This window comes from Aeromonas sp. 603757, from assembly GCF_049171255.1.
Taxonomy (GTDB): Bacteria; Pseudomonadota; Gammaproteobacteria; order Enterobacterales; family Aeromonadaceae; genus Aeromonas; species Aeromonas veronii_A.
The window spans coordinates 106,695-128,501 of sequence record NZ_JAAKOE010000001.1; the positions used below are offsets into that span (position 1 = coordinate 106,695).

Consider the following 21,807-nt stretch of genomic DNA (forward strand, 5'->3'; position numbering starts at 1 on the left):
CATTCGGATGGGCCTCAGATAGACCAAAGAGCTGTATTCCTCGATAGAACTGTGAAGCGGCAAGGAATGGCGACCATGTGATGGCTCTTTGGTGTCGTGGCGGTGTGTGGGTGCAGAGAGCGGCTTGCTGGTCTGGTTCATACAGTTCTCATACAGTCCTTATTCAGCGTTGGTGAATTATGGTTCGCGCCCTATTGACTCCATATACACACAACAACTTAAGGGCCGCCGTATGACCAGCAAGTGTTTCACCCTAAAAGCAACCATGTTCAATGTGAGCGGATATACAGAAGTAAAGGCTCTGCGTACTGCTGCGCCGACCATAATCCTCGTTACTGGGCTGTTGCTTCTTGCGACTGGTTGTTCTTCTCCTGTGTCGAGATTCAAAGGGCCGCAGGGCGAGGACATGGTGCAAGTTAACTGCTCTGGGACTCTGCGTGACTGGTCAGGTTGCTACCAAGCCATTTCGGAAGCATGCCCCAATGGGTACGCCATCATAGACAGGCAACAGCAGGCTGGCGCATTCAGCATGTACAACATGAATACAGGTGGGTATGACAGGGTGAATACATTGACCCGTGAAGCTGTTGCCGTGTGTAAATAAGTCTTAAGCGCACTGAATGTAGCCTAGGGGGATGCTTAATATAAAGCCAAGGACGGCAATGTAAGACAGGGGGCTAACAGGCAGGGCCCCTCATCGGTGTGCCGTAAAGTGTTTCCCTGTGTCTTCCTATCTGTATATACGCATCTATTAAATCACCCCAGTTAACAGGGTGTCATCAGATAGAATGACTGCTCACTATAGGGGAGGAAAATTAACCCTGACTTGCGGAGGGGGGGAGCGCGAACGTAACAATCAGTAGGCATAGCGTCTACCACTGGCATCTAACCATTCAGTTAGTTTGCATTAAAAGTCATAAATGAATTAACCCACACAGAAGGGAGAGACACCGTGTCCACCCTTTATGTATCCATGCACCATCACCATTAACCAGTAGCGTGAGCAGTATCACTGTGACCAGCTACGCCCACACCAACATTCTGATACCGAGCTTTGACCATCGACACCTTGAATAGGCTACCGCCTACCTTGCGCGTCCATCGTTGAAGTGGTGACCAAACGACAACCTGAAAGAGACAGCCAGAAGCTGCCTTGGGGATGGATTTATTGTCGTGTGAATGTTTCCGATTAACCGTAGCTTTAGGCCCTCAGGCAGCCTTCATAAGTGAATTGAATATGACTGAGGTAATAAATACCTTGGTAAGTGGGAGACCGCGGTAATAAGGTTGCCAGTGAGCTAGCGTTATTGGCTACAGGCCAGACATTGTTAAATACATTGAGTTAAAAATATCTGGTTAAGCATTGAGACCAATTGAAGGTTTGACCAGATAGAACATGACCAAGGTTTAGATGGATTAATATTGGTAATTAATATCCATCAAGACAAAGAGTAACACCTTGGTAAGAACTCAATGTTTCAACTCTCTTGATATGAGCAACTGGTCTCTGAGGCGAAGCTAAAGACTTCTGCAATGGGTCTCGATACTCCCTGCTTTCACTCTGATAAACCTGTCTGTGTCAAGGACTTAATAAACCCACACAGAAGGGAGACAGAGAGATAAAACTTTCTGCATCACCCATTCCGGTCTACTGCCATTGACCATATTTCAACATTCATCAGCCTGTTTATGATTGCCTTCTTTGCCTTGTCATTGATTCCCTATTAGGTGGGAGCTGATGGTCAGTGACAGGGAGGCAGCTTAGATGGCAATACATAAGGAGAAACCTAATATGAATATCGAATTAGCTGACATTCTGGCCACCATTAAGTTTAATCAGGGTCATATGCCGACTCATGAATTAGCGATGATGCTGGGTAAGCAGCACACTAACTTATTGCGTAAGCTGGAGGGCCAAGGGGTACGTCTACTCAATTTGAAGAGACATAAAATCGACGTACCAATGCCCAACGGAGGTGTGAAATCTGCTGATTCCTACCTACTCAATGACGAACAAGCCGTAGCCCTTGCGATGTCCTACGATATGCAACTCGGGATGATGGTCTACCGTGGCTTCAAGTCTGTCCTAGAGGTAGTCGATGCGGTCAACGCTGGGGAAGACCCTGTCATCATCGCTCAGAAGGCCGAAGAGGCTACCCTAGAGCTCCTCTTTAAATCCGTGGTCTCTTCGGTCTGTGGCAAGGTATGCGTCAATACCATGACCAAGCCAAAGCGTGAAGCCATCATGAAGTGCCTACGTATGGTCACCGTTCAAATGGGCGGAGTGTTGAACGCAAAGGCTGACATTGTAGAGACCCAGCGTCTATTTGCAGTTCAAGCCAAATTGGCTGATATTCCGTTATATGCCCATTACGCTGAGAAAGCCCTTGCTGTAATTGACAAGGCTGTACTTGAAGATAAGCGGAAGGTTGAAAACTGGAAAGAGGAGACCGTGGGTAGATTCTCTAGTTGGTGACTCCGATAAAGAGTGCAGTTGCGCAATCTGCGTAGCTGTGAAATAGAGTTAATACCGTCGTGTTTAGCGGCCTAAATTTTCAGGCGGCTGAATCGGAATACCCCCAAAGTTCAAACCCATCCAATTGACCCGTAAGGCCGCTGATTGAGTTCAGAGGGCAGGGTAATATCTGAATTTCATTAATCACCAACTAATCACACCATCAAATCAACAATAGGAGAAACCACTATGACTAACACCTCTGCACTCTCATTAAATAACCCTATGTCCAACAAAGAGAAGCCAAAGTTTATTCATACTGTCCGCCTCATTCGCAAGCAACAGGATGTATTAGAGGAGCGCGGCGATCCGATTTCTCTGAGCGTCTTCGATAAATTAGAAGCAATCATGAACGGTGCCCGAGGTATTCGCTTCACACCTCAGGAGCGTGGCCGTCAGGAACAAGCGTTTATTATCGCCAAGCATCGCCTGAAAGCCGAGGATGCCGAATACAACTGGGAACGGTTTGAGACCTGTGTCCACCTGACCAGCGCCTATCACAAAGCAAGTGAAGCAAACAGCGAGGAGGCCCGAGCATGATTACCAACTACAACGAGCAGACCCAAGCAGTGACCCTCTGTGGCCAAGTGTTCACCCTTGAGTTCTTCCAGCGCGTACAGGCCCCTTTGCTGGTCGAATGTCTGCACTGGTCAGTACCAACCTTGGTCAACTGGATGGAGTCCGCAGGGGTTCCCCTTGGTCAGTTCGCCAGAGTACCCAAGGTGCAGAACTTCCTGATTGAACGGGAAGAAGAACGCCAAGCAGCCGAGAAGGCCCGCAAAGAGGCTGAATACCGAGCGTGGTACAACAGTCCCGAGCAGGTAGCCCAGAGAGCCCGAGACGCTGAGGCACTGCATCAGTCCCGTCTGAAGCACTCGCAAGAGATGCGCCGTGGTCGTAACTCCCGCCCTCGTGGTGGTGATGTCGATTACGCACCAACCATCATGTTTGACTGATGGCTATCAACTACCGCAGCAGAGCTGTAAGCAACTCGAAGGTAGGACAGAGCGTCCTGCCTTACAAGACCCCGAAGTATCAACCTGAGGCGAAGCTAAAGGCTTCTAAAGCACAACACAACACACACAAACCCACTACCAAAGGAGACCAATAATTATGACTATTCGTGCCGCTTATAACCCTTCCGAGTTTTCCCTTGATTCCATGGTCAACGAGAACGCCCTGCGCGTCAACGTGACCGACCTCAACGCCGAGGTGCCATACCGTAACCGTATTGAGACCGACAACGAGTCTGCCATTGAGTTGACCAACACAGGCCCATCAAGCGTCTACTTGAAATGTCTGGGCGAGAACCTGAACACCATGTTGAACTCTGGTGAATGGGCTGCGGCCATCTCCGAAGAGTCCCACTTCCGTGTTCACCGTGCAGGTGATGAACCCACCCCGATTGTGGTGCCGACCATGGCGAATCGTACCCTGTCTGTGAAGATGAAAGAACCGTATTCGACTAACACCATTCCGGCAAAGCTGACAGTCCGCCAAGGTGAAACCGTTCGGTCTAAACCTGTGGAAGACTCCCTGATGATTTCCCTGTCTCTGGAGCGTTTCGACTCTGAGGTTGACGGGGTGATTACCGCTAACACCATGAAGTCTGAAATCGCGTCTATCGCTGAGCAGTTGGACACTGTGGTGACCGAGGGCATTATCAAGACTCTGGTCGAGCACGAGAACAATGCCAAATACCTTTCTAAGCAGCAGGTAGCCCTCAAGGCTGGCCAATCGTTCAGTGAGCGTCTGGAAGCTATCGAAGATGCTATCGACCATGCGCAGATTGTTGGTAAGCAGTTCGGTAACGACATCTCTGATTTCACCATTGGGTTCAACGCTCAGACCATGCGTGACCTGCAACGAGCTGCTCGCCGTGCTGGTGCTGCTGACGTATCTGCTTACCTTGGCTGTGATGTCTATTCCTTCAACGGTAATTCTACCGATGGTGAAGATATTCAGATGGTAGTAGCCCCACGCCGATACTGTGCGGTCTCATTCAGAGAGCAAGCCGATGGCACCATCTTTGACATTATCGTGAGCCGTCAGGCAGACAAGCAGTCCACTACTTTGGAAATCATGGGGGGGGCTGACCTGCTGGTTGCTGGTTTCACCAAGGCCAAGACGGAGGACGGTAAAGACGTTGACGTAACCTTGCCGCTGGTACAGGTCTATATCGCTAGTGTACCGACCCCTGAATAGCCCTTAACGTTGCCGCTTCGTAAGAGGCGGCTCTTTTAAGTGTTATGTAATAACATTTCTCCAATCCAATTAAACATAAAGGAGGTAACCAAATGTCTAAAACCCAAGAGGTAGTGCTGGCCCTTCTCAAAGCCAAGCCCCTGTACGCCCTGCTGGCTACCTTCCTGACCATGCTAGGAGTAACCCAAGGGGAGGCCATTGTGAGTCATCTACAGGCGCTCATGGCGTTGTTGATACCCTGATAGCATGGGCGGGTCATAGGCTAGTATTCTTGACACCAAGAAGTCACCAGCGTAGCATCTTATAGATACCCCCAAATCACCAAAACTCTAATCTAATGAAGAACATGCATGTCTTGCTGCTGTGCGGCGGCGGTGGCTCCGAGCACGAGGTTTCTCTGCGCAGCGCCAATTTCCTCGAGCAACAACTGGGCCTTCTGCCCGGTGTCGAAGTGACCCGCGTCGAGATGTTCGCCGATCGCTGGCTCAGTGCCGATGGCCGCGAGTGCAAGCTGGGGCTCGACAAGCTGCTTTCGTTTGACAGCGTGGCCCGTCCGGTGGATTACGTGGTGCCCTGCATCCACGGCTACCCGGGTGAGACCGGCGATCTGCAATCCTTCCTCGAGCTGGCCGGATTGCCTTATCTCGGTTGCGATGCCGAGGCGAGCAAGATCTGCTTCAACAAGATCAGCACCAAGCTGTGGCTCTCCGCTATCGGTATTCCCAACACCCCGTACCTGTTCCTGACCGAGCAAAATGAGGCGGCGCTCGCCGAGGCGAAGGCCGCGCTGGCCAAGTGGGGCAAGGTCTTTATCAAGGCGGCCTCCCAGGGCTCTTCCGTTGGCTGCTACTCCGCCAGCAACGAAGCGGATCTGGTGAAAGGCATTGCCGATGCATTTGGTTACTCCGAACAGGTTCTGATCGAGAAAGCGGTCAAGCCGCGCGAGCTGGAAGTGGCGGTTTACCAGTATGGTGACGAGCTGGTGGCGACGTATCCGGGCGAGATCTGCGTGCCGCAGGACAAGTTCTACACCTATGAAGAGAAATACAGCAGCGCCAGCCATACCGAGACCGCATTGCGTGCCGAGGGGCTGACCCAGGCGCAGGCCGATGCGATCCACGAGTATGCCCTCAAGGCATTCCGTCAGCTGAAGCTGACCCACCTCTCGCGCATCGACTTCTTCCTGACCGACGAGGGCGAGATCCTGCTCAACGAAATCAACACCTTCCCGGGCATGACCTCTATCTCCATGTTCCCGAAACTGCTGGAGCATCACGGTCACCGCTTCGCCGACTACCTTGAGCAGATCCTGCGCAAGGCCAGTTAAGCGCGCTCTCCCGCTCGCGGGATGAAGCAGGACCCAATAAAAATCCCCGCCAATTGGCGGGGATTTTTTTATGCCTTTATCAAGCGGGGCAGGCCAGCTTGAAGGGATAAACAGGCGGGGAGGGGATGACTCTTCCCCGCCTGTTGCTAGCTGTGGGTGTTACCGGTGGTTAGCCGCGAGCCACCCGAAAGCGCACGCTGCGGGAGTGGCAGGGCGCCAGATCGCCAAACTCGCCAGCGGCCAGTTCAAGGGGCAGGGGTTGTTCATCCATCCGCACCGCTTGCCAGTCGCTCAAGGTGTGCTGGCTGGTCACCTTGCCTCCCTTCAGCACCGCCTGTTCGCTCGGGTTGTAGACCCTGATCACCAGCGCCTCTTCATCCTCGGCTTTTTTCAGGGCGCTCAGCACCGGACCGGACGGGTCCATGGTGAGCAGGCTGAAGTGCAGCGGGGTGGTGAAGCTCGCCTTGTTGAGCTTCATGGCATCGAACGGGATCTTGTTGTAGCAGCGCACCGGGGTGAGGTAGCTGCGCGCCGCCTGCATCACGTTGGCGCTGATGTGATCGCCGGCAAACGCCAGCAGGCTGAAACGGCAGCTGAGCTTGCCACGCACCTGGGAGTCCGGGGTCGGCAGCTTGATGCCGGAGGGGCGACCCGGGCGCAGCAGCAACTCCTCTTTACCGAGTACGCCGACCCCGCGCAGCAGGGTGAGTGCCAGGGTGTCGCACTGCTCACCGATCACTTCAAACTCGCGCAGACCGTCGCTCAGCACCGCCAGTCCCTGCTTGCCATCTTGCAGGGCGACGAAGTTCATCAGCTGCCAGACCGGAATGGGGGCCTCTTTCCACCCCTCCGCTTCCCAGTTCGCCATGGCGCTGTCGCGGGTGGGGCGGGTGATGCAGCCAAACTGGTTGTCAGAGACCACAGTGTCGCTCGGGAAGGGGGTGGGGATCAGCACCCGCACCCGATGATCATCGGCCTGATTGTCGAGCTCCAGCTCGATATCGATACGCGGGCTCTGATGCGCCAGGGTGATGCGGCAGATGACATCGAGGTGGCCGCTGCACTGGCGATCCGCACGCTCGGCGAGATTGGCCGGCAAGGCCATACGCAGTTTGAGAGTGGCGATGCTCTGCCACGCCTGATGGGTGACCTCGCGGGTCACCGCATACTCGGTGGAGTAGCGCAGCCACTCGTCCCGCGACGGCGAGTAGTCATATTCGTCGCCATCATCGGAGCCCTCCTCCAGCGTGAGCACCTGATCAAAGGTGGTGCCGCGCAGCTTGTCCAGGATCTGCAAGGTGCCGTTGTCATTGAGGGCGATGCGGTAAAAATCGTTCTCCAGCAGCTCGCCGCTGGCCGTCACCGGCTGCTCCAGTCCCGGCTGATTGCCCTCGATATGGAGAGTGCAGTAGCCCATGGCCGGCAGCGGATGGCAGAGTTGGATATCGTACTCCATAAAGGGGTCGTAGTTGCCGTAGTGAACGATCTGTCTGTCCACCAGTCCCGGGTCAATCTCGCGTCTGGCGCGGATGAAGTAGGGGATCGGCTGGCCTGCCTCGTCGCGCAGGGCAAAGGATTGAGCGCGAATGCGGATACTGGTGTTGACCACCTCCTGACGGGGGAAGGGCATCAGGTTGAACAGGCAGAGCTTGTCAGCCACCTGTACCCCGTCTTCACAGAGCGCCACCGGCATGTTGTCGACAATCTTGCGCATGTAGAAGCGGATCAGGTTCTCGGCCATGTCGTCGGCCAGAATGAAGCGGGTCATCACCTCCTGATGCACCTTGTCGCTGCAGCAGCAGCCGATGCTGTCATGGGCGTGGTTCTTCATGATCTCCTTCCACATCTTCTCCAGCAGCCCGTGGTGGTACTCAAAGCCGAGTGCCCAGGCGATGCTCGCCAGTGGCTCGAGGATGTTGACGATCTTGTTCTCGATGGCAGCGTGGGCCAGCTTGATGTCCATCCGGGTGGAGGAGATGGTGCGGTGTACCCGCATGTATTTGCCGTCGTTGAACTCCCCCTTGAGGGTGGCCAGCTGATCGCGGCACGCCTCGATGCGCTCGAATACCTGCTCGAAGCGGCTCATGTGGAATTCACGCTGGGGGTAGATCTCCCGCAGCTTGTCGATGATGGCGAAGATGTTCTGTTGCAGAGGCATCTGATCGTGGCCGTTGGGCAGCAGGATATCCTTGGTCACCGAGGCCTTCTCCAGCACCTCGAAGTAGGATTCGAGCCGCTTGCGCAGGCCCGCTTCATCTTCCGGCAGGTACTTGCCGATGGCGTAGCCAAGCGGTAGCACCTGGGCGGTCACCTCGCTGCCATCGTTGCTCTGCCAGAGGAACTCGGTCTTGTCGGTACCGTGACGCTCGGAGCAGCCGCGCCAGAACATGGCACGGTTAATCCCGAAGCCGTTGAAGATGTGGGGTAGCTGGGAGGACATGCCGAACGAGTCGGGCAGGTAACCGATCTTCATCGGCTCGCCAAGGCTAAGGCAGTCGCGCATCCCGTAGAGCAGGTTGCGCAGGATGGACTCGCCGCTCACCTGCATGGTGTCGGTCTGGGTGTACCAGGGGCCGATGATGAGTTTGCCCGCTTCCACCAGCGCCTTCACCCGAGCCTTGTTCTCGGGCTGGATGGCGAAGTAATCCTCCAGCACCGCGGTCTGGCCGTCGAGTACGTAGAACTTGTAGTCAGGGTCGGATTCAAGCCGCGCCAGGATCTCCGCCATGTTGTTGACCAGCAGAATGCGGGACTCCTCGGTGGTGAAGTACCACTCCCGATCCCAGTGCATGTGCGGGGTGATGTGAACTCGTGAAACTGTCATGACAATGATCCTTTGCTGACGCACGGCGGCCTTTGCCTGCCGTGCGGAAAAATAGTCTGTTGAAAAACCGTTTGTGAGGAGGAGCCTTACTCTGCGGCGACCACCTGATAGGTGCCGCGCTGCATGGCGTGACGGCGCCAGCCGATCAGCACCACAGTGGAGATAAGGGTGCCCACCAGTGCCGCACCGAGCCAGACGGCGGCAGCCATCAGGGCGCCATGGCCGCCATCGTGGAGCAGGAAGAGGGAGAAGATGCCGGCTCCCGGGGTGGAGAGACCAATTCCCATGGCACCCACCATGGCGCCGGTGACCACCGATCCTGCGAGGAAGGAGCCGATCACCCGGATCGGATCTTCGATGGCCATCGGAATGGCGCCCTCGGTGATCCCCGCCAGCCCCAGCAGCCAGGTCGATTTGCCGGTCTCGATCTCGAAGGTCTGGAACAGGCGTGGCGCCAGCAGGGTGGAGAAGGTGACGGTAAAGGCCGAGACCATCTTGACCGCGCCGAAGATGGCGTAAGGGCCGTAGACCCCGTTGGCCATGGCGCCGAGGCAGAAGGCGTAGGCCGCCTTGTTGACCGGGCCACCCAGGTCAAACGAGCACATAAAGCCGAGCAGGGCGCCCAGCACCAGCGCATTGGTGCCGGAGAGGCCGTTGAGCCACTCGGTGAGGCTGTTGTTGAGCCAGGCCACCGGCTGACCGATGACAAACAGCATCAGGCTGCCCGCCACCAGGGTGCCGATCACCGGATAGAGGTAAAAGGTGAGAAAGCCGTTGAAGTTGGGGCTAAGGCGCACATGCTGCTTGACCCAGCGCATCAGGTAACCGGCGATAAGGCCACCGACCACGCCGCCGAGGAAGCCGGAGCCAATCATGTTGGCGGCCAGTCCCGCCGCAAAGCCCGGGCCCAGCGCCGGTTTGTCTGCCAGAGAGTAGGCAGTATAGGCCGCCAGCACCGGCACCATCAGGGTGCCCAGCATGCCGCCGCCCAGCTTGCGGTACATCCAGAGCCAGGAGTTCTCGGTATCAAAAAGATGTTGCAGGCCGAAGATCTGGGCCAACAGCACAGAGACGGCGAGCACGGTACCGCCTGCCACGATCAGCGGCACGGCGAAGGAGATACCGCTCAGCAGCGCCTGCTTGAGCTCGGTCTTGAGGCTCACCTTCTTGCCGGTCTGCGCGTCGCTCTGGCTGGGGTTGGGCGTCGGGGCGGTGCGCCCGGCCTTGGCCGCTTCCAGCGCATCATTGAGTATCCGCTCGGCATGGCGGATGGGCTCGGCCACCGGCGTCTCGATACGGGGGATGCCGGCAAAACGCTCCTGCTCCTTGATGGCTACCTCGGCGGCGAAGATGCAGGCTACCGCAGCATCGAGCGCTGCTTGCGGCAGGCGATCCTCGATGCCGTTGGCACCCTGCTTTTCGACCAGTACCCGAATGCCAAGTTTGCGCCCCGCCTTCTCCAGATACTCGGCAGCCATATAGGTGTGGGCGATCCCCGCCGGGCAGGCAGTGACACAGACCACAGTGGGTTTATTTGTATTTAAGTTGTCTTCTTTTTCTGGTTGCTTGTCGCCATCTCCTTCACCATCCCCTTCACCATCAAGCAGCGCCATCAGCTGCTCGGCACTCTGGGCCGCCAGCACCGCCTCGCGGGTATCGTCATCCACCAGGGCAGTGGTGAGGGTGGTGAGTAGCTGCATATGGGTGGAGCCCGCCTGATCGGTCGGGATCGCCAGCATGAAGATCAGGTTGACCGGCTCGGGGCCGTCGATCCCCTCCCAACCCAGCTCCTCGCTCAGGGTAGCGACGGCAAAGGCCGCTTCACGCACCGCATCGCACTTGCCGTGGGGCACTGCCAGCCCTTCGCCAAGGGCGGTGGGGCCCTGCGCCTCGCGGGCCATGACCGCAGCCAGAAAAGCGGCCTTGTCGTGCAGCTTGCCGGCCTGATCGAGCCGATCAGCCAGGGCATGAATGGCCGCATCCCGATCGGCAAACCGGGTTTGCAACGTGATGAGATGGGGGCCGGTAAGACTGGTCAGATTCATGATGATCCTCTGTCAGGTTGGCTTGCCAGCAAGCCGTCATGGTGAAAGTGACAGCGATGCTAACAAACCGGCCGACTGATTTTTGTGAGTGGTATCATACAATTCATTATTTGTATTGTTTTTGTATTGTTGGTTCAAGATGATTTGTTAGGTCAAATGGGGCCGAGCCGTTTTGTCTGCCGGGCAACTGGGGTAGAATGACACCTCTTCCATTTATCATGGCGCAGAGCCGACGAGGTGGCCTTTCGTGTCGAAAAAACCCATGTATCGCCAGATAGCCGACACCATCCAGCAGTGGATTGCGCAAGGGGAGCTGGCCCCCGGCGATGCCCTGCCCACCGAAGCCGAGCTGCGCGAGCAGTTCGGGGTGAGCCGGGTGACGGTGCGCCAGGCCCTCAAGCAGCTGACCGAACTCAATGTCATCGAGAGCATTCAGGGCAGCGGCAGCTACGTGCGGCAGGAGAAGGTGAACTACGACATCTATCAGCTCACCAGCCTCTATGAGAAGGTGACCGATCCGGCGGCCGAGACCCACAGCGACATTCTCGCCTTCGAGGTGATCAAGGCGAGCAGCGAGCTGGCCGAGCGACTCAATCTGCTGGAAGGGGCGCTGGTCTACTACGTCAAGCGGGTGCGTTTTATTCGCCAGATCGCGGTAACACTGGAGGAGACCTGGATGCCGCTCGCCCTCTTCCCCGATCTCAGCTATGCGGTGATGCAGGGCTCCAAGTACCACTACATCGAAGAGGTGAAGCAGCTGGTGATTGACCGCAGCGAGCAGGAGATCATTCCGGTGCTCCCCTCGGCGCAGGTGGTGGAGGCGCTCGGTATCGACCCCGCCAAACCCATTATCGAGAAGGTCTCCCGCGGCTTCTTGCAAGATGGCACAGTGTTCGAGTTCAGTCGCAACTTCTTCAAGAGTGATGATTACAAGTTCACTCTGGTCGCCCGCCGCACCAAGGGGTGAGCAGGCGACAGCACCCGAGATAAAAAAGGCCACCACCGTGTTTGCGGTGGTGGCCTTTGTTTTTGGCTGATTGCCCGGCTGAATGGCAGATTGGCTGGTGGTTTGATGTAGCCGCTCTACTGCGCAGAGTCCTTGACGATCCCCTCGACCCGCACCTGCAGGCTCCCTTGCGCCAGAGTGGTGATGAGCTGATCGCCATTGTTGACCTGATCGGCGCGGCTAATGACCTCACCACGCGCAGTGCGGGTGATGGAGTAGCCGCGCCCCAGAGTGGCAAGCGGGCTTACCCCGTCGAGGCGGGCGGTGAGCATGGCGAGGCGGTGACTAGCAAGGTCTTGCCGCTTGGCAATCAGGGCATGGAGCCGCTCCTCGGCCAGCTGGTGGCGGCGCTTGCCAGCTGCCAAGAGGCGCTCCGGACTCTTGCTCTGCAGGCGCAGCTCAAGGTTGGTGAGGCGCCGCTCTCCCTGATGCAGCCGCTGGCGCAATAGCTGTTGCAAACGGGTGGAGAGTTCGTCGAGTCGCTGGGACTGCTGCTCCAGTCGCCGCTTCGGGTCCTGATGGTCGAGCCGCTTTTGCAGCAGGATGAATTCGTGGCGGGCGGCGGTCTGCTGGCGGTTCATCGCCTGCAGCAGTCGCTGTTTAAGGTGGGCGAGGCGCTGGATGCGGGCCTGATTGTCTGGCGCCACCAGCTCGGCGGCGGCCGACGGGGTTGGGGCGCGCAAGTCGGCGGCAAAGTCGCTGATGGTGACATCCACCTCGTGACCCACTGCGCTCACCACAGGTATGGCTGAGTGGGCAATGGCGCGCGCCACCGCCTCTTCGTTAAAGCACCAGAGATCTTCAAGCGACCCGCCGCCACGGCCAACGATCAGCACATCCACCTCGGCGCGCTGGTTCGCTTTGGCGATTGCTGCGACGATCTGGCTGATGGCGGCGCTGCCTTGTACCTGGGTCGGGTAGATAAAGACCGGCAGATCCGGGGCGCGCCGTTTAAGCACCGTCAGCATATCGTGCAGGGCGGCACCTGTGGCTGAGGTGATAAGGCCCACCGCCCGTGGTTCACGGGGCAGCGGCCGCTTGCGGCTCTCGTCAAACAGCCCCTCGGCACCGAGGCGGCGCTTGAGCTCTTCAAAACGCAGGGCCAATACGCCGTCACCCGCCAGCTCCATCGACTCGATGATCAGCTGGTAGTCGCCGCGCGGCTCATAGAGGGAGACCCGCGCCTGCACCAGTACCTGCATGCCATCCTGCGGGCGGAAGGCCACCCGCCGGTTGTTGCCCTTGAACATGGCGCAGCGCACCTGCGCCGACATGTCCTTGAGGGAGAAGTACCAGTGGCCGGAGCTTGGCATCGCCAGATTGGAGAGCTCGCCGGTCAGCCACACCAGCCCCAGATCCTGCTCCAGGATCATGCGCACGGCGCTGTTGAGGCGGGTGACGGTAAAGACCTGCTGTTGCCTGTTTTGGCCGGATTCGTTGCGATAGTTCAAGGCGGTTCCTGCGCACGGTTCCTCGCCAGCGAAGGCGGAGGAGAGAAACAATGTCGCCATCTTACCCCACTTTACCTCGTCCGCCGAGTCAATGGATCAGGTTGGTCACTCCTCCCTGCAAATCGGTGTTGCATGGAAATGAAAGCGCTATCAATCACATACAGCCAATAGCGAAGTCGATGGTGGTCACATTTTGCGCGCATTCGCCATGAATTGGTTATGGGGAACTCTAGACTGATCGGGCTCATCCGAAGGCGGGACTGTAGCGGATGGGGGAATGCCGGGGCACACCGGCATCACACACAAAACAATGAAAATAAAGGACTATCAATGGCTAGATGGATACTCGCGGCCGGATTGTTGGGAACCCTGATCACGGCGCCGACGTCGGCGGCGGAGTGGTTCTTCCGGGGCACCGCGAATGGATGGGCGGCGACCGCCATGACGTCGACGGACGGCGTCAATTTTGATACCTGCCAGCGCTTCGTGAGCGGGGATGCCAGCGGCGGACCGCGCTTCAAGATAGACAGGTACGGCAACTGGCAGCAGAGCTACCCGGCGGCCGACTACGGGGTCAATGCCAACACGGCGTACCAGATCCGCATCAACGCCAGCACCCAGGCGGTGAGCGCGACGGCGGTGGCCAGTTGCGAGGCCTCGGGGTTTGCCAGCACCTTGCCGCAACTCAACGTACGCGGCACCTTCAACGGCTGGGCCAGCCTACCCATGACTCTGGTAGGGGATCACCTATGGCAGGTGGAAGCCTACATGGATGGCAAGGCGAGCCAGCGCCTCAAGTTTGATCAGGCTGGCGACTGGGCCGTCAACTTTGGCGACAGCAACGGCGACGGCGTGCTGGAGAAAAGTGGCGGCGACATCTTCTGGAGCGCCGTGGGTACGGTGCGCATCCAGGTCAACGACCAGACCCTGGTCTACAGCATCACCCCCCTTGGGGATGACAACCAGCCGCCGCTCGCGGTCATCACCCCGGGGGGCACGGTGAATGTGACCCAGGGGGCGTCACTGACCTTGAGCGGCAGCGACTCTACGGATCCCGACGGCCAGATCACGAGCTATCTGTGGAGCAGCGGCGAGACCACGGAGAGCATCGTCGTCAGTACCACCCAGACCGGCACCTTCACCTATGGCCTCACGGTCACCGACGATCAGGGCGCCAAGGGCAGCAGCAGTGTGAGCGTGGTGGTCGGGGCAGGACAGAGCAGCGACAGCTGGTACTTCCGGGGCACGACCAACAACTGGGGGCTCACCCCAATGACCAGCGAGGATGGTACCACCTTCTGCACCGAGCAGGCCTTTGGCAGCAACAACCCCCGCTTCAAGATTGACCACAAGGGGGACTGGACCGAGGCGTATCCGGCCCAGGATTACCTGGTCAGCGCCAACACCCGCTATCGCATCTGCTTTGACAGCCTGCGCAAGGCCATCGAGGTGGAGACGCTGGCTGGGGCCGATCTGCAGGCCCCCACGGTGACGGTCACCCCGGCCCCGGGGAGTTATCTGGACAACCAGTCCATCACCCTGGGGGTGAGCGACGATCAGGACAGCGCCCCCGCCGTGCATTTCACCACGGACGGCAGCCAGCCCACCACGGCGTCGGCCCGCTATGCAGGCCAGCCCCTGGTGGCGAGCGACAAGGGGAGCGGCACCGATCTGGTGATCCGCACCCTTGCCATTGACGCCAGCGGCAATCAGCGCGAGCAGCGCTTCGAGTACCGTATCGGCGAGCAGGGGGTGGCGAGCGGCGATTTTCGTGCCGAGAGCATCTACTTCCTGCTGACCGCCCGCTTCTATGATGGCGATGCCAGCAACAACTACCATAACCGGGATCGCTACAAGGCGGGGGATCCCCATTGGCGCGGCGACTTCAAGGGCTTGATCGCCAAGATCGACTACATCAAGGATCTCGGCTTCACCGCCATCTGGGTGACGCCACCGGTGGAGAACCGCTCCGGCCTCGACTACCACGGCTACCACGCCTACGACTTCTACCGGGTCGATCCCCGTCTGGAGTCGCCGGGGGCGGGTTACCGGGAGTTCATCCAGGCGGCCCACGCCAAGGGGCTCAAGGTGATCCAGGATGTGGTGCTCAACCACTCGAGCCAGTACGGCCTGCGCGGCAAGACCTGGATCGATCGCCTGCCCGTCAAATACTACGTACCGGCGGGGTCGAGCCAGGGGCTCATCAACAACGGCCCCTATCAGGGCAACCTCGGGGACTACGCCAGCGCCAACCGCTGTGACGACGACAACCCGGTGGCTCCCGACTGGTACAAGGCCCGCTGCCAGTCCGATCCGGCGGGCACCCAGCCTCTGGTGGACCCCAAGACAGGCGCCACCGTGCCGAGTGCTGGCTACAACCCCAACCGCTTCTTCGGCATCGACGCCCAGACCCTGGATCCCGCCTGGTATCACCTAGACGGTTTCATGTCAGGCGGTGACTGGGAGAGCCCGCTCGCCCTGCAGCGCAAACACATGGCGGGGGATTGCATCGATCTCGCCACCGGCAACCAGAACGTCAAGGACTACCTCAACGGCGCCATCCGCCAGTACCTAGACATGGGGGTTGACGCCATTCGCATCGATACCTTGAAGCACATCGAGCGGGACGAGCTGCTGACCTATGTCCACGACTGGCAGGCCCACAAGCCGGGGTTGTTCGTCTTTGGCGAGAACCTGGTCAAGGGCACCGGCTGGGGCTCTGAGCTGGCCAACGACAATGCCTCGGCGGTGATCCGTCCCTGGTGGTATACCCGCACCACGCCGAACCCGGCGGATCCCCGGGCAGGGGGCGATTCCGGCCTCTCTGTGCTGGACTTCTCCCTCTTCTCCACCTTCCGTGACAACGTCACCCGGGGGAGCTTTGGCGGGGTGGGCGGGATCTTTGCCATGGACTGGGTCTATGGGGATGCCACCAAGCTCATCACCTTCTTCCAGAACCATGACGTGGGGCCGGACAACGACTTCAAGTACCGCTACGGCGGGCAAGAGGGCAATGCGGCCATGACCTACAACCTGCTCTGGACGGCGCGGGGTATCCCGACCCTCTACTACGGGGAAGAGGTGATGTTCCAGGCGGGCAAGCCCCAGGATATCGACGGGGCCACCATGACGGTGGATCAGACTGGTCGTGCCTACTACGGGGAGGTGCTGGACAACCCGGCCACCCCGAGCCACCCGCTCTACCAGCACATCAAGCGCCTGAACCAGATCCGCAAGGCGGTGCCCGCCCTGCAGAAGGCGCCCATGAGCCAGGTGAACGAGTGGGGCAGCGGCATCAGCTTCGTGCGTGACCTGAGCGCTCAAGGCAGCTACGCTGCCGTGGGCCTCGCGGCCAATTCGGCCCAGCAAATAAACCTGAGTGGCCTGAAGAACGGCACCTATATGGATGCGGTGACCGGCGCGAGTCAGAACGTCAGCAACGGCAGTCTGAGCTTTGCGGTGCCCGCCTATTCGGCACGGGTCTGGGTACTGAACGGCCCGGGCAAGGTGGGCGTTGACGGTAAATATCTCAAATAAGGAAAGCCTGTCACAGTGTGCAGCGAGTCGGCCTTGGGGCCGACTTTTTTATGCCGCATATCAAGGGATCGAGGGAGAGGGACCAGACGGGGAAGGCAATAAGCAGTAGCGTCGACATCGCTTGGGAGCAAGCGGCATCCGAGGGTGGCTTGCTCTGTTATGGTGCTTTCGCCCCAAAGTGGTGCGCATCATCGACATTGGCAGCAGGAACCCACCTTGGAGAAATATGCCGTATCCACCCTATTCCCCTCCTGTGACGAGCATGATTCATGCTGCCATGTGGCACTATATCAACATGATCCACTTAATAACGGGCTTTAAAAGGGGAGATGGCGAGCTGCCTTCAGTGTGGCTGGTCAAACATGCTGATGCAGCCTGATGTTTGTCCCATGAATGGGTGTGTTGCTCCTGTCATAGGCAGAATGTCGGAATTTAAATTTGATTTTTCAGCCTATCCTGGATGCTTGTGTTGATTGGCGCTTTTTTTGCTGAGTCTTGTGATGTCGGCAGGGGGACCGGCAGGGGAAATGGCCAGGGCGCCCGAGTATGCCCACCCCTTCGGCCCAGTGACTGGTGCCCTGATGTCACAGCAAACATGGAAAGGAGTCATATGGAAGGTGAAATGACCATGTCGCCCGTGCCGGCGACCAAAGCCCTGGCCCACACCCTCAAGGACGATGTTTACGGCATGGTGCTCGGGGTCATGTTTATCGCGGTCGGTCTCAACCTGCTCAAGTGTTCCGGCATGATCACCGGTGGCATCGCGGGCATCGCCCTGCTGCTCGCCCATGTCAGCAGTTTGCCCATCGGGGTTCTGTTCTTCATGGTCAACATGCCCTTCATGGTGTTTTGTTACTTCACCATGGGGCGCGCCTTCACCATCAAGACGCTGATCGTCAACGTTACCCTCTCGGCGGCCACCCAGGCGGTACCGCTGCTGCTGACGGTGAGCTATGTCCACCCACTGTTTGCCGCCCTGGTGGGGGGGACCTTTCTCGGCATGGGGGTGTTGTCTCTGGCGCGCCACAATGCCTCCGTGGGTGGCACCGGGGTGGTGACGCTCTGGCTGCAACGGCGCGTTGGCATCAACGCGGGAAAGAGCCAGATGGTGCTTGATGTGCTGGTGTTTGCACTCTCCCTGCTCACCTTGCCACTGCCCTTGCTGCTCTGGTCCACCCTGAGTGCGCTGGCGATGAACGCCATGCTGATGAATTGGCACAAGCCAGGTCGCTATCAGGGAAACTGAACACCCGGCTGCACATAATTGGATCATTGAAAATGCTGTTCCGGGAGGTTGGAGGGAGAAAGGGGCTCAACGACAAAAAAGATCATCTTGTCGTGAAAAAAGGCATGATTACAGCTGAATTTATTAGTTTTTTGCGCCGTTGGCCGCCTAAAAGAGGGCTATGCCATAAAAAATTCAAAAAACTTCTTTACCAGTGACCAATGGGTGAGTAAACTTCGTCGGCAATATTTTACACCCCCACTTCCTCAACGGTGAGATATTGCCATGCTCAGGATTGCCAAAGAAGCGTTAACCTTCGACGATGTACTGTTGGTTCCCGCCCACTCCGAAGTTCTTCCCAATACTGCCGATCTGCGTACCAAGCTGACCTCCGCTATCAGCTTGAACATCCCGATGATCTCCGCTGCCATGGACACAGTGACCGAAGCCCGTCTGGCTATCGCACTGGCCCAGGAAGGCGGTATCGGCTTTATCCACAAGAACATGTCCATCGAGCAGCAGGCTGCCGAAGTGCGCAAGGTCAAGAAGTACGAGAGCGGCGTGGTCACTGACCCCGTCACCGTGCGCCCTGACATGACCATCGCCCAAATCAAGGAGCTGAGCCACAAGAATGGCTTCGCCGGTTACCCCGTGGTGACTGACGGCAATCAGCTGGTCGGTATCATCACCGGCCGTGACGTGCGCTTCGTGATTGACCTCTCCCAGACCGTTGAACAGATCATGACCCAGAAAGATCGTCTGGTCACCGTGCGTGAAGGGGCCCCTCGTGAAGAGGTGGTTGCCCTGATGCAAAAGCACCGTATCGAAAAAGTGCTGGTGGTGAACGGCGACTTCAAACTCAAGGGCATGATCACCGTTAAAGATTTCCAGAAAGCCGAGCGCAAGCCCCATGCCTGTAAAGATGACAAGGGTCGTCTGCGGGTCGGTGCTGCGGTCGGTGCCGGTGCCGGCAACGAAGAGCGCGTCGCCGCGCTGGTGGAAGCTGGTGTTGACGTGCTGCTGATCGACTCCTCCCACGGCCACTCTCAGGGTGTGCTGGATCGCATCAAAGCTACCCGCGACGCCTATCCTGATCTGCAGATCATCGGTGGCAACGTCGCGACCGCCGCGGGCGCCAAGGCGCTGGTTGCTGCCGGCGTCAACGCCGTCAAGGTCGGTATCGGCCCGGGCTCCATCTGTACTACCCGCATCGTAACCGGCGTGGGCGTGCCCCAGATCACCGCCATCTCCGACGCCGTTGACGCGCTGGAAGGCACCGGTATTCCGGTGATTGCCGACGGCGGTATCCGCTTCTCCGGCGACATCGCCAAGGCCATTGCCGCGGGCGCCAGCTGCGTCATGGTGGGCTCCATGTTCGCCGGTACTGAAGAAGCGCCGGGCGAGATCGAGCTCTATCAGGGTCGCTCCTTCAAATCCTACCGTGGTATGGGCTCTCTGGGCGCCATGTCCAAAGGTTCTAGCGACCGTTACTTCCAGACTGACAACGCCGCCGACAAGCTGGTACCGGAAGGCATCGAAGGTCGCGTGCCGTATAAAGGTCGCCTCAAAGAGATCATCCACCAGCAGATGGGCGGCCTGCGCTCCTCCATGGGCCTGACCGGCAGCGCCACCATCGACGACATGCGCACCAAAGCTGAATTCGTGCGCATCTCCGGCGCCGGGATGAAAGAGTCCCACGTCCACGATGTGACCATTACCAAAGAAGCCCCCAACTATCGGATGGGCTGATAAAACGGGGCCCTGCGCCCCGTTTTTCCACCCTTTTTTTATCCCGTGCCCTTTGTGACAACATCAGCCTGATGCAGGAATAAAATGACTAAAGACATTCACCAGCACCGTATCCTTATCCTCGACTTCGGTTCCCAGTACACCCAGCTGATCGCCCGCCGGGTGCGCGAAATCGGCGTTTACTGCGAACTGTGGGCCTGGGACGTAACCGAAGAGCAGATCCGCGAATTCAATCCGAGCGGCATCATCCTCTCCGGCGGCCCCGAGTCCGTGACCGAAGCGGGTAGCCCGCGCGCCCCCGAGTATGTGTTCAACGCCGGTGTCCCTGTGTTCGGCATCTGCTACGGCATGCAGACCATGGCCGAGCAGCTGGGTGGCAAGGTGCAATCCTCCACCGAGCGTGAATTCGGCTACGCCAAGGTGGAAGTGCTGGGCGAAGCTGGCAAGAGCAGCGCCCTCTTGCGCAACATCGAAGATGCCATCGCCGACAACGGCAATGCCCTGCTGGATGTCTGGATGAGCCACGGTGACAAGGTCACCACCATTCCGGCCGACTTCACCACCATCGCCCAGACCCCGACCTGCCCGCACGCGGCCATGGCGTGTGAGGCCAAGCGCTTCTACGGCGTGCAGTTCCACCCGGAAGTGACCCACACCCGTCAGGGTGCCCGCATGCTGGAGCACTTCGTCAAAGACATCTGCGGCTGCGAATGCCTCTGGACCCCGGCCACCATCATTGACGACGCCGTTGCCCGCATCCGCGAGCAGGTGGGTGACGATGAAGTGATCCTCGGCCTCTCCGGCGGTGTTGACTCCTCCGTGGTTGCCATGCTGGTGCACCGCGCCATCGGCGATCGCCTGACCTGCGTCTTCGTGGACAACGGTCTGCTGCGTCTGAACGAAGGCACCCAGGTGATGGAGATGTTTGGCGATCACTTTGGCCTCAACATCGTCAAGGTCGATGCCGAAGAGCGCTTCCTCTCTGCCCTGGCCGGTGTTGACGAGCCGGAAGCCAAGCGCAAGATCATCGGCCGCGTCTTCGTTGAAGTGTTTGATGATGAAGCGAAAAAGCTGAAAAACGCCAAGTGGCTGGCACAAGGCACCATCTATCCGGACGTTATTGAATCCGCTGCCAGCAAGACCGGCAAGGCCCACGTCATCAAGTCTCACCACAACGTCGGCGGCCTGCCGGAAGAGATGAAGATGGGTCTTGTCGAGCCGCTGCGCGAGCTGTTCAAAGACGAAGTGCGCCGCGTTGGCCTCGAGCTGGGTCTGCCCTACGACATGCTCTACCGTCACCCGTTCCCGGGCCCGGGTCTGGGCGTGCGCGTCCTTGGCGAAGTGAAGAAAGAGTACTGCGATATCTTGCGCCGCGCCGATGCGGTCTTTATCGAAGAGCTGCGCAAAGCCGACCTCTACAACCAGGTCAGCCAGGCGTTCGCCGTGTTCCTGCCGGTGCGCTCCGTTGGCGTGATGGGCGATGGTCGCAAATATGACTGGGTCATTGCGCTTCGCGCTGTCGAAACCATCGATTTTATGACCGCCCACTGGGCTCACCTGCCGTACGACTTCCTCGGTCACGTATCGAACCGCATCATCAACGAGATCAACGGTATCTCCCGCGTGGTGTACGACGTTTCCGGCAAGCCGCCCGCAACTATCGAATGGGAATAAGCGGCTCGCGCCCTTCTACCCTTCGAGCATAAAAATGCAAAAAGACGCCCTTGCGGCGTCTTTTCTTTTCTCAATCGTTTGCGCCACACATCTTCTTTTTTCGAGCAGCTTTTTCTCCACCTTGCCCCTGTCATATGTGACAGGGGCATTTTTGCCATCTCGCACTAGGCTCTCTCATGCCAATTGAGCCCGCAGTCAACAGCGGCTCGTGGCTGGGGGGAGGGCTGATCCAGTTACAGATAGCTGCAC

General features: G+C 58.4%; 15 protein-coding genes. 12 read left to right on the forward strand and 3 right to left on the reverse strand.

What is annotated here, in order from left to right:
* Window positions 1-232: 232 nt before the first annotated feature.
* The 7 genes from G5332_RS00460 to G5332_RS00490 all read left to right on the forward strand — a co-directional run bounded on the left by G5332_RS00460 (window position 233) and on the right by G5332_RS00490 (window position 6,047).
* A complete protein-coding gene (locus tag G5332_RS00460) occupies window positions 233-604 on the forward strand; it encodes a hypothetical protein (protein WP_421311019.1) in 372 nt (123 codons plus the stop codon).
* 1,188 nt (window positions 605-1,792) lie between these two features.
* Window positions 1,793-2,476 carry a hypothetical protein gene (locus G5332_RS00465; protein WP_421311020.1) on the forward strand — a complete coding sequence of 228 codons (684 nt, stop codon included), beginning with the start codon at window positions 1,793-1,795 and terminating at the stop codon, window positions 2,474-2,476.
* A gap of 228 nt (window positions 2,477-2,704) precedes the next feature.
* Window positions 2,705-3,055 (forward strand): hypothetical protein, encoded by a 351-nt coding sequence (locus G5332_RS00470; protein ID WP_421311021.1) that lies wholly within the window; start codon window positions 2,705-2,707, stop codon window positions 3,053-3,055.
* Window positions 3,052-3,471: a hypothetical protein gene (locus G5332_RS00475; RefSeq protein ID WP_421311022.1), complete on the forward strand. Its 420-nt coding sequence runs from the start codon at window positions 3,052-3,054 to the stop codon at window positions 3,469-3,471. Before G5332_RS00470 ends, G5332_RS00475 begins: the two co-directional genes overlap by 4 nt.
* Window positions 3,472-3,628: 157 nt before the next feature.
* Entirely contained in the window at window positions 3,629-4,720 is a 1,092-nt protein-coding gene (locus G5332_RS00480; RefSeq protein ID WP_421311023.1) for a hypothetical protein, read from the forward strand.
* 92 nt (window positions 4,721-4,812) lie between these two features.
* Window positions 4,813-4,962: a hypothetical protein gene (locus tag G5332_RS00485; protein WP_421311024.1), complete on the forward strand. Its 150-nt coding sequence runs from the start codon at window positions 4,813-4,815 to the stop codon at window positions 4,960-4,962.
* A gap of 95 nt (window positions 4,963-5,057) precedes the next feature.
* On the forward strand, window positions 5,058-6,047 hold the full coding sequence (locus tag G5332_RS00490) for a D-alanine--D-alanine ligase (protein ID WP_064338123.1): 990 nt from the start codon (window positions 5,058-5,060) through the stop codon (window positions 6,045-6,047).
* Window positions 6,048-6,216: 169 nt separating this feature from the next.
* Here the strand turns inward: G5332_RS00490 and mngB are convergent, their stop codons facing one another.
* Window positions 6,217-8,871 carry a mannosylglycerate hydrolase gene (gene mngB / locus G5332_RS00495; protein ID WP_421249199.1) on the reverse strand — a complete coding sequence of 885 codons (2,655 nt, stop codon included), beginning with the start codon at window positions 8,869-8,871 and terminating at the stop codon, window positions 6,217-6,219.
* Window positions 8,872-8,957: 86 nt separating this feature from the next.
* Window positions 8,958-10,916: a PTS 2-O-a-mannosyl-D-glycerate transporter subunit IIABC gene (gene mngA, locus G5332_RS00500; RefSeq protein WP_421249200.1), complete on the reverse strand. Its 1,959-nt coding sequence runs from the start codon at window positions 10,914-10,916 to the stop codon at window positions 8,958-8,960.
* A 247-nt stretch (window positions 10,917-11,163) separates the two neighbouring features.
* Between mngA and G5332_RS00505 the strand changes: the two genes are divergently transcribed.
* The gene (locus G5332_RS00505; RefSeq protein WP_005360030.1) at window positions 11,164-11,883 is read left to right on the forward strand and encodes a GntR family transcriptional regulator; all 720 of its coding nucleotides are present in this window, start codon (window positions 11,164-11,166) and stop codon (window positions 11,881-11,883) included.
* Window positions 11,884-11,999: 116 nt separating this feature from the next.
* On the opposite strand, the gene xseA is transcribed toward G5332_RS00505, so the two are convergent.
* Entirely contained in the window at window positions 12,000-13,373 is a 1,374-nt protein-coding gene (gene xseA / locus G5332_RS00510; RefSeq protein ID WP_421172234.1) for an exodeoxyribonuclease VII large subunit, read from the reverse strand.
* 330 nt (window positions 13,374-13,703) lie between these two features.
* Between xseA and G5332_RS00515 the strand changes: the two genes are divergently transcribed.
* From G5332_RS00515 to guaA, 4 genes are all read left to right on the forward strand, one after another.
* A complete protein-coding gene (locus G5332_RS00515) occupies window positions 13,704-16,910 on the forward strand; it encodes an alpha-amylase family glycosyl hydrolase (RefSeq protein ID WP_421172194.1) in 3,207 nt (1,068 codons plus the stop codon).
* Between the two features lie 610 nt (window positions 16,911-17,520).
* Entirely contained in the window at window positions 17,521-18,156 is a 636-nt protein-coding gene (locus G5332_RS00520) for a YitT family protein (RefSeq protein WP_201956241.1), read from the forward strand.
* A 264-nt stretch (window positions 18,157-18,420) separates the two neighbouring features.
* Window positions 18,421-19,884, forward strand: a complete 1,464-nt coding sequence (gene guaB / locus G5332_RS00525; protein ID WP_421249201.1) for an IMP dehydrogenase — start codon at window positions 18,421-18,423, stop codon at window positions 19,882-19,884.
* 84 nt (window positions 19,885-19,968) lie between these two features.
* Entirely contained in the window at window positions 19,969-21,558 is a 1,590-nt protein-coding gene (guaA, locus tag G5332_RS00530; protein ID WP_041207518.1) for a glutamine-hydrolyzing GMP synthase, read from the forward strand.
* The last annotated feature ends 249 nt before the right edge of the window (window positions 21,559-21,807 follow it).

Bases quoted from the DNA above. Each gene is read 5' to 3' on its own strand.
- G5332_RS00485 (WP_421311024.1), top strand. From the start codon at position 4,813: ATGTCTAAAACCCAAGAGGTAGTGCTGGCCCTTCTCAAAGCCAAGCCC.
- mngB (WP_421249199.1), bottom strand. From the start codon at position 8,871: ATGACAGTTTCACGAGTTCACATCACCCCGCACATGCACTGGGATCGG.
- G5332_RS00465 (WP_421311020.1), top strand. From the start codon at position 1,793: ATGAATATCGAATTAGCTGACATTCTGGCCACCATTAAGTTTAATCAG.
- G5332_RS00480 (WP_421311023.1), top strand. From the start codon at position 3,629: ATGACTATTCGTGCCGCTTATAACCCTTCCGAGTTTTCCCTTGATTCC.
- mngA (WP_421249200.1), bottom strand. From the start codon at position 10,916: ATGAATCTGACCAGTCTTACCGGCCCCCATCTCATCACGTTGCAAACC.
- G5332_RS00475 (WP_421311022.1), top strand. From the start codon at position 3,052: ATGATTACCAACTACAACGAGCAGACCCAAGCAGTGACCCTCTGTGGC.
- G5332_RS00515 (WP_421172194.1), top strand. From the start codon at position 13,704: ATGGCTAGATGGATACTCGCGGCCGGATTGTTGGGAACCCTGATCACG.
- guaB (WP_421249201.1), top strand. From the start codon at position 18,421: ATGCTCAGGATTGCCAAAGAAGCGTTAACCTTCGACGATGTACTGTTG.
- G5332_RS00520 (WP_201956241.1), top strand. From the start codon at position 17,521: ATGGAAGGTGAAATGACCATGTCGCCCGTGCCGGCGACCAAAGCCCTG.
- guaA (WP_041207518.1), top strand. From the start codon at position 19,969: ATGACTAAAGACATTCACCAGCACCGTATCCTTATCCTCGACTTCGGT.
- G5332_RS00470 (WP_421311021.1), top strand. From the start codon at position 2,705: ATGACTAACACCTCTGCACTCTCATTAAATAACCCTATGTCCAACAAA.
- G5332_RS00460 (WP_421311019.1), top strand. From the start codon at position 233: ATGACCAGCAAGTGTTTCACCCTAAAAGCAACCATGTTCAATGTGAGC.
- G5332_RS00490 (WP_064338123.1), top strand. From the start codon at position 5,058: ATGAAGAACATGCATGTCTTGCTGCTGTGCGGCGGCGGTGGCTCCGAG.